The sequence below is a fragment of the Bacillus sp. bc15 genome, assembly GCF_900142585.1.
Taxonomy (GTDB): Bacteria; Bacillota; Bacilli; order Bacillales; family Bacillaceae_G; genus Bacillus_A; species Bacillus_A cereus.
This window is the reverse complement of record NZ_FRBJ01000005.1, coordinates 24,099-33,063: the sequence shown is the minus strand read 5'-3', so window position 1 is coordinate 33,063 and position 8,965 is coordinate 24,099. Positions and strand designations below refer to the sequence as shown.

Here is an 8,965-nt window from a genome sequence, read left to right as displayed (position 1 = left end):
CTCTTCTGGTATTTCCACAATGATTGTTTCTTCAAGTTTTTCTTCTGCTTTGACAATCACTGATTCTTCTGGAGCTTGCTTTTCTACTTCAATAGTAGGTTGTTTTATTTCTGTATTACGTTTAATTTCTTCTGATAATATTGTATCCTCGTGCTCTACTTTAGAAGCTACTAATTCTTCTTGTAGATTGTTTTCGTTTAACACCACTACATCTTTTTCTAGCTTAGCACTTTCCATCTGCTCAGCTACTGTTTTATGAAGTAATTCATCCGCTGAAACTTCCTGCGGTGTACTCATTTCTTTAATCACTTCTTTTTCTTCTACTAAAGGCACTTGGCGTTCAATTTCATAACCGTTTTTCTCTAGCCATTGATCAACAACTGATTTTTCTTCTTTTTTACTCTGTTGGTCTTTCTGTTCAACTACTTCACCTGGAGCAGAAGACGTTGCTTGCCCTTCTGAGAAATCAGATAATTTATATCCTTTTTTCTCTAACCATGCATCAACAACTGCTTTTCCCTCTACAGATATTTCAAGATCTTCTCTTTCTTTTACTTCCTCCTGCTTTTCAACCTTTTTCTCTACTGAAGGACGATTATATCCATAAATTGGCGAAATCATTTCTGTTGGACGAAATGGTCTACGGTTACTCTCTTGCGAAGGTGCAGATGCCTTTTTAACGACAGACTCTCGCACCGGTTCATATTGCACTTCCGGCTCTTCATATGTAGAAACTACCTTTTCCACATACGGTCGTCTGCTTCTTTCCACCTTTATTCCTCTTTGGGCAGTCGGTTCTTCATATGCTACTCCTTGAACAGGTTGTTCTTCAAAGCGATTTACTTCGCTTTCATCCTCTTCATCGAACCCATTATCCGGTACTAAAGGAAAACGGCATTTACCTGCATTCCTACTTGCCATTTGTGCTTCTCTTGCTTCAGTGTAGTGGTTTACACGAGGAATTTTCGGCTGACTTTCAATTTGCTTTGGTACTTCTTTATTCATCGCTGTTTGTTCTTCCTCTTTGTTAAACAGCTTTTTCATCCAATCTAACATGCTTACCACTCTTTCTACTAAATAGTAACATCCTTTATTGTATCAGCATTCGGCAAAAAGTGCAGGTAAAATTAAGCATGTCATATTTATCCACAATATTCTAATTTACGAGTGTTTTCATATGGAAAAACGCAGCCTTTCATGTAAGACTGCGCTTAAGCTTTACTCTTCCGATATGCATCTACACTATCCGTTACACTTTGCAATAAAGAATTTACATACTGCGGGTCAGATAATTTTTTATCTTCTTCATAGTTTGACATAAACCCAAGTTCTAATAGTACGCCAGGTACTTTGGACCAATTGAATCCAGAAAGGTCATTCCTAAATTTAATTCCATTTACTTTCACTTGCTGATTTTCTCTCATTTTATTTACGATCGTTTGAGAGATTTGAAGACTTTCCGCATAAATCTCTTTCGTATACGGACTTCCTTCTGCCGGCGTCAATACAGCAAATCCACTTTGGTTTGGATTTTCAGAACCATCTGCATGAAGACGTAAAAATAAATTGGCCTTATGATTATTTGCGAATGTCGCCCGTTCTTTATTACTTATATCAACGTCTTGTGACGTTCTTGTCATTAACACTTGTATCCCTTTTTCTTCAAGCTTTTCTTTTAATAAAAAAGCCATTTCTAATACAAGTACAGCCTCTCTCTTTTTTGTCACAACACCTGTTGTACCGTCTGTCACTTTATATTTTTGCGTTGTTGCCCCTGGTCCAATCGGCTCTAAATTTAAATTCGCTTTTTGTTGATGCCCTGGATCAATAACGACGAGAAACTTTCCTTGCTTTTCATTACTCTCTACTTTTTGTTCATTATTTTGCACTGGTTGCTCAATTGGCTGCACTGGCGTAGTTTCTTCTTTCTTTTCCTCAGATGATACTTCCTCTTGCTTATGTTCTACTTGCTCATTCGTTTGAATTGCTTGCGATTCTTCATTCTTTTCTTGTTCTTGCTGCTTTTCTACCGGTGCGTCTTCTTTGGTATCTTTGTTTTTCTCTTGTATAGAAGATGTAGTTTCTTTTTTCGGCTGCTCTTGTGAACAACCGGCCATATATATTCCAATGAATACAATCATGCTCATTATTTTTATATACTTCATACTTCTCTCCCATCACTTTACACCGGATTCAAAGTTTTTCTTATAATTGCCCTATAATCTCATCCATATTTCCAATATAAACTGGCTGCCATTTTTCTGTACCACGTTCTGCAGTATAAACTGGATAAGCGTCATCATCTATATTTACGAAAACTGGATCGCCCATATCCGTTTCATATCCAATTGCAATCCATCCTTCTTGCCACTTTCCGTTTTCTTCACTTATTAATGAATTTTTATGTTTATCGTATCGGTAACCGATTTGTCCTTTTTCTAATTCCCTTTCACTAAACACATATATTTCATAAGTACCTAGCTCAACATCTTGCTGTTTTGAAGTTTCAATTCGTTTTAGAAGTTCTGCAATTTTTAGTTGCTGTTTCATACGTCTATCCCCTTCTATTTTTCTGAATTTTAACTAGTTTGTTTATAAAATACAATATAGATTTTAAGACAAAAGGTGACATCCTGATCATATTTACGATTTTTTGAGTATATCTATCACAACTCTCAATATATCAACGATTCAACACGAAATTTCGATTTACCAACAAAAATGACAAAAAAGAGAGGCTGCCCAAAAGGACAACCTCTCTTTTCTTATATCAATTAAAATTTAAATTCTTGTCCAACTTCAAAACTATCTTCTAATACAAGAATACCTTTTTCTTGTGGAGCGTCTGGAAGCTCTAATTCACGTGCAGAGCAGATCATTCCAGAAGAAGGAACACCGCGAAGCTCAGCTGGCTTGATTAACATACCGCTTGGCATTACAGCACCGATTTTTGCAACGACAACTTTTTGTCCTGCATCAACGTTTGGTGCGCCACATACGATTTGTAATGTTTCTGTACCGATTTCTACTTTACAGATGTTTAACTTATCAGCATTTGGATGCTTTTCTTTTTCAGCTACATAACCTACAACAAATTTCGGAGAAAGATCTGCTTCTACTGTTTCTTCAAAGCCGTTCTTCGCTAAAATTTCGTTGATTTTCTCAACAAGCTCTTTCGTTAATGTAAGGTTACCTGTTTCTGTTACTTCTAAATAAGAAGATGCATTAAAGATGTTGAATCCTCCCGTTACGTTGCTTTCACGATCATAAACGCGAGCAACATCTCCTTTGCGATCAAAAGTACGGTTCTCTAAAGTAATATCTTGTAAGGCAACAATTAAAGTGTCACCAATTCCTTCAAGGTTGTAAAAAACGTTCACTTCGTTCATCCTTTCTCTTTTCCATCTGTCTTCTTCCGATTCTTCGCTAAAATAAAGATTGGTTCAAAGTCTCCATCTTCATATACGAATGAAAGTGATGTAATCGGAACATGCCCTTCGGCAAAAAATTTCATTGTCATTTGTGCAATAATATCATAACCGATTTCGTTGACGATATCAGCAATAATTAATACATCTTGGTGAGGAACAGCAACAACCATGTCACCAGAAATCTTTTCACGCATCGATTGTAGTAACGATTCGTTTAAAATACGCGTCGCGTCATATCCATCATTTGTGTTTAAAAAGTAGAATGTATTACCCGCTACTGTGTCTTGTTTAAATTCATAACCTAATGAACGAGCATTGAATAATGCCATTTCACGTACTTGCTGTTCTGTAAGTTCTAATTTTTGTAACAGACGCTCATCGATTAGTCGATACGTTTTATTCGAATCTAACGCATAGTAAATACGTGTTTCCGCCGTATGATCCGTCATAATAAACGGATTTCCTTCTTCTGCTTGTTTCGGGAAAGAAGTAGAGCGAATAACAGGTAAAATTTTCGCTCCGCTATTTTCTTCTTTATGCATCGCAATTAGCGCTTCTTGTACATAATAAGCAACCTCTTCAATTGCTTTTTCTTTATTCACTTCCCATTTTGCCACAACTCCTGGAAGCGATACGTTAATACCTTTTTTAGAGTCTTTCTGTTCAATACGTAGAACTTCTTTCTCGCTATCATACTGAAAGTCCCATTCTGGGCGAGATAATTTCTTCATTAACTCGTCTTTCATCTTTTTACTTGTCATCTTCATCTCTTTTTCCTCCCTTCCAAAAAAATAACCTCCCCCGCGAAGGTAGAGGTTGTTTTACAATTCAATTGGCAAATTGCCTTATTTTAAACCTTCAATAAACTCTTCGATTTGTTCTTGTGTTTTACGATCTTTGTTTACATAGCGACCAGTTTCTTCACCCTTATTGTACGCTACAAAGCTCGGAATGCCAAATACGTCTAATTTTACACATAGATCAATAAACTCATCACGATCTACATAGTAAAATGAGAAATCACTATATTTCTCTTCTACTTCTGGCATAAATGGGTCTACAAAACGGCAGTCTGGGCACCATTCTGCTGAGAACATAAAGACTACATTCTCTTCATTTTTTAATTGTTGGAATTGCTCCATGCTTTCTAATGACTTCATCTATATTTCCTCCTCTAACGAGTGCATGTTTTCATGTTATAATCTTTCTTTTATACTACCATACATCACGCATGGTGCAAGGTTTATGCTTGCTTTTCGTCATACTTATATTGCCCAACAAGTAACTTAACAACGTGTACAAATAATTCCGTGCGATCAACATAATCATCTGTAAAAATACCGATTGCACCTTCGTGACTACGAATATCTTTTCTATGTACAAACTCTTCCATCACTTCACTTAACTCCTTGCCCTCTTCAAGAGGTGCTAAAAAATCATCCGGTAACGTAATACGTGCCCCGCCGGCAACAAATATTTTACCATCACTTGTTGCTAGCGCGCCCCAATTACACATAAATAAACCGTACTCCGTTTTCATTACGCCGCCTTCTAGCCCAATACCAATTTGAGCTCCTCCTTCCTCTAGCGCTCGCTTCGCTCTATTAATCGCTCCTTGCATCGTCTCTTCATCTGAAAACGGCTGATTTGCTACTCCTGAAGGAACAGAAAGAGATGTAATTTCAGCATCTTTCCAAACCTTCTCCACAGCGCCAACCTTCGTTTTATTCTTCGATCCAACTACTACCTTCATTTCGTTCACCTCTATAAAAATTCATCATTCTATTCTAATATCCGCATCAGATACGAACTAAGCATCAACCACTACCACATATCACCAAGTCATCTATTCAGCCTAAAAAAGAAGGGTTTTTCTAGCAACATTACCGTCTTCGAAAACAAAAACAGCCTTCCTCTCACTTCCTACTTGGAGTCTTCATACATCATTCGAACACCAAATAAGCACTGACCGCTCCCACTCATGGATGGGCCATCTATTCAATCTAAAAAAAGAAGGGTTTTTCGCCCTTCTTCTCTACGCGTTATTCTTAATTGTCTCTAACGTCGTTTTATCTGTTGTTCTTACAAGCTTCGTAATTAATTCTTTCGCCGCTGCATAATCATCAACATGTAAAATTGAAGCATGTGTATGAATGTAGCGTGCGCAAACACCAATTACTGCTGATGGGATACCAGAGTTACTTGTATGTACACGGCCCGCATCTGTACCACCTTGTGAAATAAAGTATTGGTACGGAATGTTGTTTGTTTCTGCTGTATCTAAAATGAATTCGCGCATTCCTCTATGTGTTACCATCGTGCGATCGTAAATACGAAGAAGGGCACCTTTTCCTAATTGACCGAACTGCGTTTTGTCACCAGATGCATCGTTTGCTGGACTTGCATCAAGCGCATAGAAAATGTCTGGTTGAATCATATTTGCAGCGGTTTGCGCTCCGCGAAGACCTACTTCTTCTTGTACAGTAGCACCAGAATATAATGTATTTGGTAATGTTTCATCTTTTAATTCTTTTAACAATTCGATTGCAAGACCACATCCGTAACGGTTGTCCCAAGCTTTCGCCATAATTTTCTTCTCATTTGCCATCGGTGTGAATGGGCAAATCGGCACGATTTGTTGTCCTGGTTTTACACCAATTTCAATCGCATCTTCATAACTATCTGCACCTATATCAATTAACATATTTTTTATATCCATCGGTTTTGCACGTTGCGCGTCACTTAATAAATGAGGAGGAATAGAACCAACAACCCCAATAACAGGACCATTCTTCGTCATAACTTGTACACGCTGCGCTAATAAAACTTGGCTCCACCAGCCGCCTAACGTTTGAAAACGAAGCATTCCGTTTTTCGTAATTTGCGTAACCATGAAACCTACTTCATCCATATGACCTGCTACAAGAACACGCGGGCCAGTTTCGTCCCCTTTTTTCAGACCAAATACGCTACCTAAACCGTCTTGTACAATTTCATCCGCATATTTGCTTAATTCTTGTTTCATAAAACGGCGTACATCATGTTCAAAACCTGATGCACCTTGTAATTCTGTTAACGTACGAAATAATTGCAATGTCTCTTTATTCACGAAGTCCCCTTCTTTCAAACCTTAGTAGAATACCTCTTTTATTGTAACGAAATTTTCGAAATGTTTCTAGTTTCTTCTTTTTTAGCTGTATTTGCTTTATAATTATTATTGGTACACTATTTTTATTTTATAGAATTGAGGTGAATATATGAGCTGGAAAGGTTTAGTAGCAGGTCTTGGCGTTGGGTTCGCAGCTGGTTATCTCGTTGCAAACAAAGTACAAGAACAATCCCATATTTCTTCAGAAAAAGCATTGAAAATGGTGAAACAAGCATTAAGTCATAAAGGTGAAATTACTGGCTCTTGGGTACATATGGTTCCAGAGACATTTGAAAAATATGATGTCGCATATGAAGTTTATCGCGGCGGTCTTACAACAATGTTAGATGATATACAAGAACGATTTGAATTTTTAGTTGATGCTAAAACAGGTACTGTTTTAGAGGTTATAGCAGCATAAAACGGAGGGTTCCCATTAGGTGAACCTCTTATTTTTTTGAAATTGCGGGTATTGATTAAAATTATATCAGCGTAACTCAAATTATATCGGCGATTTTTTAAATATATCGACTTACCAACAAAACCCGACAATAAAAAAGAAGCTGCTCCAATAAATATGATGGAACAACCTCCTATTTTTATGCTTCTATACTCGTTTTCCGTTCTATTTTTTCTACGATATGACCTTCCTCATTCCACTTTACTGCACGGTAATATGCGTCATGATAAAACGTAAACCATGCCTCTTTTTCAGCACCATACTTCATCCATTTTTGTTTATTTTCAATCGAGGTCATCGGATAATCATCGTATGCCATTACCCATAATACATTTTGATGCGCGTGCGTCGGCAAGAGATCTGCTAAATGTAGCATCGTTTCCCCTTGACTCTCCAAAATGATGACTGCATGTCCATCACTATGCCCACCCGTATGTGCCATCTTGATTTCATCTGTAATTTCTATTTCTTGCTGAAACGTAACAACTTGATCTACAATCGGTTCCCAATTTTCCTTCCAATATGTATTACGGGATCTAATATTTGGGTTCCTCATTTCATTCCACTCTGTTTCACTTACGTAAACTTTCGCATTTGGAAACGCTGGTACAAGTTGATCCCCATCCCATTTTGTTAGGCCAGATGCATGATCAAAATGAAGGTGTGTCATTAAAACATATTGAATATCTTCAGGCTTTAATCCCTGTTTTTCTAACGATTCATAAACCGATGATTCTTCTGTTACACCTTGATTTCGTTTCATCTTCTCATCCAACTTACCGTTTCCTATTCCTGAATCAATGAGCATATTTCCATCTTTCGTTTGTAAAAGTAACGGATCTGTTCGTAAGTAAATATGATTTGTGTCATTATGTTTATATTTACGTGACCAAAGTACTTTCGGCACAACACCAAACATTGCCCCTCCATCTAAATGTGTATTTCCGCCTTTTAACCACGTTACTTTTATATCTCCAATTTGTAACTGTTCCATTACACATCCCCCTTTCAATTAATCTTAACATAAAATTCTGATTATTTTAGATGTAAAAAAACCTATGCATTACTGCATAGGCTCTGTACGATATTTTGCTTCAACTCGGTAAATACGATGACCTTTACTAGAGAATTTCTCTTCGTATTCAGTCATGATGTTACCTTCAAAGTCGCTGTTATGAAGATCTAAGCTTAAGTAAGTTAGTAACATACCATACTCAGCCATACTCATAAGAGAATATTCAAATAAACCTTGGTTATCTGTTTTGAAATGAATTTCTCCGCCTTCTACTAACACTTCTTCATAATTGCGTAAAAACGTTTTATACGTTAAACGACGCTTCGTATGACGCTTCTTTGGCCATGGATCTGAGAAGTTTAAATAAACGCGATCAATCTCACCTTTTGCAAAGAAAACTGTTAAATCTTCAGCATCTTTATTAATTAACTTTAAGTTCGGCACTTCTTCTTCAATTAATTTATCAAGTGCATCTACAACAACACTTGTGAATTTTTCAATTCCAATATAATTAATATGTGGATTAGCTTTTGCCATATCATACATAAAGCGGCCACGACCTGTACCTACTTCAATATGAATTGGTTGTTCATTTCCAAATACTTCTTTCCAGTTACCAGCGCGCTCCTCTGGGTTTCCGATTACGATATGTGAATACTCGTTAATTCGATCCATTGCATATGGTTTATGTCTTAAACGCATAGATGTCTCCCTCTCTTTACAAAACTATTTTAAAGGAATAATTCCTTCTTTCTTTTTTTAATCAATCTACCAAACAAAAAACCAAGTACGTACGAGCACTCGGTCCGTTTCTTTCAAGTATAAGATGTACCATTTTGATAAAAACTACATACAGCATTAAACATTCCATGACGAAACAGCTTTTTCTCTTACATTTGAAGAGAAAAACA

The 8,965-nt window shown here is 36.9% G+C and carries 10 protein-coding genes and 1 pseudogene; 1 reads left to right on the top strand and 10 read right to left on the bottom strand.

Annotated features, from left to right (window positions below; genetic code table 11):
- The 8 genes and pseudogenes from BUA87_RS30380 to BUA87_RS17600 form a co-directional block, all read right to left on the bottom strand.
- Positions 1-1,056: pseudogene (locus tag BUA87_RS30380) on the bottom strand (DNA translocase FtsK); the annotation flags it as partial.
- 155 nt (positions 1,057-1,211) lie between these two features.
- Positions 1,212-2,165, bottom strand: coding sequence for an N-acetylmuramoyl-L-alanine amidase (locus tag BUA87_RS17630; RefSeq protein WP_072940382.1), 954 nt, complete (start codon positions 2,163-2,165; stop codon positions 1,212-1,214).
- Positions 2,166-2,205: 40 nt separating this feature from the next.
- Entirely contained in the window at positions 2,206-2,550 is a 345-nt protein-coding gene (locus BUA87_RS17625) for a thiamine transporter (RefSeq protein ID WP_072940379.1), read from the bottom strand.
- 224 nt (positions 2,551-2,774) lie between these two features.
- A complete protein-coding gene (ytpR, locus tag BUA87_RS17620) occupies positions 2,775-3,389 on the bottom strand; it encodes a YtpR family tRNA-binding protein (RefSeq protein WP_001006777.1) in 615 nt (204 codons plus the stop codon).
- Complete coding sequence (locus BUA87_RS17615; RefSeq protein ID WP_000784605.1) at positions 3,386-4,198, bottom strand: DUF1444 domain-containing protein; 813 nt, start codon at positions 4,196-4,198, stop codon at positions 3,386-3,388. Before BUA87_RS17615 ends, ytpR begins: the two co-directional genes overlap by 4 nt.
- A 78-nt stretch (positions 4,199-4,276) precedes the next feature.
- Positions 4,277-4,591, bottom strand: a complete 315-nt coding sequence (locus BUA87_RS17610; protein WP_000838193.1) for a thioredoxin family protein — start codon at positions 4,589-4,591, stop codon at positions 4,277-4,279.
- An 83-nt stretch (positions 4,592-4,674) separates the two neighbouring features.
- Positions 4,675-5,184 (bottom strand): DUF84 family protein, encoded by a 510-nt coding sequence (locus tag BUA87_RS17605; protein ID WP_000869932.1) that lies wholly within the window; start codon positions 5,182-5,184, stop codon positions 4,675-4,677.
- A gap of 282 nt (positions 5,185-5,466) precedes the next feature.
- On the bottom strand, positions 5,467-6,540 hold the full coding sequence (locus BUA87_RS17600; RefSeq protein WP_001031517.1) for a M42 family metallopeptidase: 1,074 nt from the start codon (positions 6,538-6,540) through the stop codon (positions 5,467-5,469).
- Positions 6,541-6,688: 148 nt separating this feature from the next.
- Here BUA87_RS17600 and BUA87_RS17595 point away from each other — a divergent pair, with 148 nt between their 5' ends.
- Entirely contained in the window at positions 6,689-7,000 is a 312-nt protein-coding gene (locus BUA87_RS17595; protein ID WP_000118541.1) for a PepSY domain-containing protein, read from the top strand.
- A gap of 178 nt (positions 7,001-7,178) precedes the next feature.
- Here the strand turns inward: BUA87_RS17595 and BUA87_RS17590 are convergent, their stop codons facing one another.
- Both BUA87_RS17590 and trmB read right to left on the bottom strand, forming a co-directional pair.
- Positions 7,179-8,033 carry a YtnP family quorum-quenching lactonase gene (locus tag BUA87_RS17590; protein WP_065229454.1) on the bottom strand — a complete coding sequence of 285 codons (855 nt, stop codon included), beginning with the start codon at positions 8,031-8,033 and terminating at the stop codon, positions 7,179-7,181.
- Between the two features lie 69 nt (positions 8,034-8,102).
- Entirely contained in the window at positions 8,103-8,756 is a 654-nt protein-coding gene (trmB, locus tag BUA87_RS17585; protein WP_001239383.1) for a tRNA (guanosine(46)-N7)-methyltransferase TrmB, read from the bottom strand.
- Positions 8,757-8,965 lie beyond the last annotated feature (209 nt).